2 protein-coding genes are annotated in these 1,843 nt (G+C 76.0%); both read right to left on the reverse strand.

The annotated features are described in order from the left end of the window. Positions 1–602, reverse strand: a 602-nt coding sequence (locus ACIQOV_RS39780) for a (2Fe-2S)-binding protein (RefSeq protein ID WP_401055803.1), incomplete at its 3' end; no start/stop codon positions are given. Then, entirely contained in the window at positions 599–1,465 is an 867-nt protein-coding gene (locus ACIQOV_RS39785) for an FAD binding domain-containing protein (RefSeq protein ID WP_355265826.1), read from the reverse strand. The genes ACIQOV_RS39780 and ACIQOV_RS39785, both read right to left, overlap by 4 nt. Positions 1,466–1,843: the final 378 nt, after the last annotated feature.

Genomic DNA, 1,843 nt, shown 5'->3' on the forward strand with positions numbered 1-1,843 from the left:
CCCCCGGGAGCGGGCCCGGCGGCCTGCGCGGCGGCCTCCTCCGCCTCCTCGGCCTCCGCCGCGCGGGCGTCCGCGACGGTCTGGACGGCGGCCAGCACGCCCCGGTAGCCGGTGCAGCGGCAGAGGTTGCCGCACAGCGCCTGACGGGCCTCCACCTCGGTGGGCCGGTGGTTGCGCTGGAGCAGGTCGTGCACCGCCATCGCCATGCCGGGGGTGCAGTAGCCGCACTGGACGGCGCCGGAGGCGGCCAGCGCCTGCTGGACGGCGCTCGCGCCGCCGGCGGCGGACAGGCCCTCGACGGTGCTGATCTCGCTGTCGGCGGCCAGGGCGGCGGGCACCAGGCAGCCGGCCACCAGCTGGCCGTCCACCTGCACCGAGCAGGCCCCGCACTCGCCCTGCTCGCAGCCGTCCTTGGCGCCGGCCAGGCCGAGCCGCTCGCGCAGCACGTAGAGCAGGCTCTCGCCGATCCACGCGTCGGTGACGGGCCGTTCGAAACCGTTGACCCGCAGCGTGTACGAGGCGCACGGGCGCAGCTCGCGGCTGACCTGCGGGGAGAGGCCGAGCGGGTCGGCGTCCAGGGTCTCGATGGGGTCTGTGGTCACTTCAGCGCCCTTCCCAGTGCCCGTCGGGCCAGCACCGATACGGTACGCCGCAACCGAACCGCGGCCGCGGTCGGCCCCTCGGTCACGGCCTCCCAGGCGCCCTCGGCGCCGTAGTTGTCGGGGACGCAGGCGGCGGCCACGTACTCGCCGAAGGCGGCGGTCGCGGCCGGGTCGATCTCCCGGCTGCCGTCCCAGTCGATGCAGCCGGCCACCCAGGCCTCGGCCTCCAGCGGGCGCAGCGGCACCGGCGCGACGGCCCCGACGGCGCAGCGCACCGAGCGCCGGGCCGGGTCGAGGACCAGGGCGACGGAGGCGGTGGCGCGGGCCGGTCCGCTGCGGCCGGTGGCCTTGAGGAAGACCTGCGGGGCGTGCAGCAGCGGGACGCGCACCCAGGTGAGCAGTTCGCCGGGGCGCACCGGGTCGAGTCCGGTGAGCAGGTGACTGACCGGCACCTCGCGGGTGCCCCCGGCCCGGGCCAGGGTGACGCTGGCCTCCAGCGCGGTGAGCACCGGGAGGGTGTCGCCGGCCGGGGCGGCGGTGACGATGTTCCCGCCGAGGGTGCCGACGTTGCGGACCTGCGGCGGGCCGGCGGTGCGGGCGGCGTCGGCGAGCGCGGGGATGAGCGCCGCGAAGTCGGGGCGGTCCATCCGGGCGTGGGTGAGTCCGGCGCCGAGCACGGCGGTGCCGCCGTCCTCGTAGCGCCAGCCGCGCAGTTCGGTGATCCGGCCGAGGCCGACCAGGGCGGCGGGGCGCAGTCGGCCGGCGTTGACGGCCTCCATCAGGTCGGTGGCTCCGGCCACCGGTACCGCGGCCGGGGCGGCGGCCAGCGCGTCGACGGCCTCGTCGAGGGAGGCCGGCAGCATGATCGTCCGGTTCACCTGGGTCCCACCGTGCTCCACTTGCTCATCGATCGCCTGCCGCCCGCCGGCCTTCGGCCGTACTGTCCTGCGTCAGCAGCCCGGCCTGGCCCGTAGGGTACGGGCGATCGGGCCGGGTTGGGCAACTCTGGCACACAATGCTCGATGATCATTTCGGGACCGGTGAACGGGACTGCCCGATTGAGACTGATACCGGGCGGTATCTGCCCCGACCCGCTCCGGGCCAGGGCAGATGTTCATCAGTTCTTGACGTCGGACGACCGCTCAGAAGTTCCCCGCGGGTAGGACCGGGGCGTTTCCCGCGGGTCTTCGCCGGGTCCGGCGGGACCCGCGGGACCCGCCCTACCGCACCGGCGGCGGGCC

The sequence above is a fragment of the Kitasatospora sp. NPDC091257 genome (assembly GCF_044757675.1).
In the GTDB taxonomy this organism is placed as follows: Bacteria; Actinomycetota; Actinomycetes; order Streptomycetales; family Streptomycetaceae; genus Kitasatospora; species Kitasatospora lactacystinica.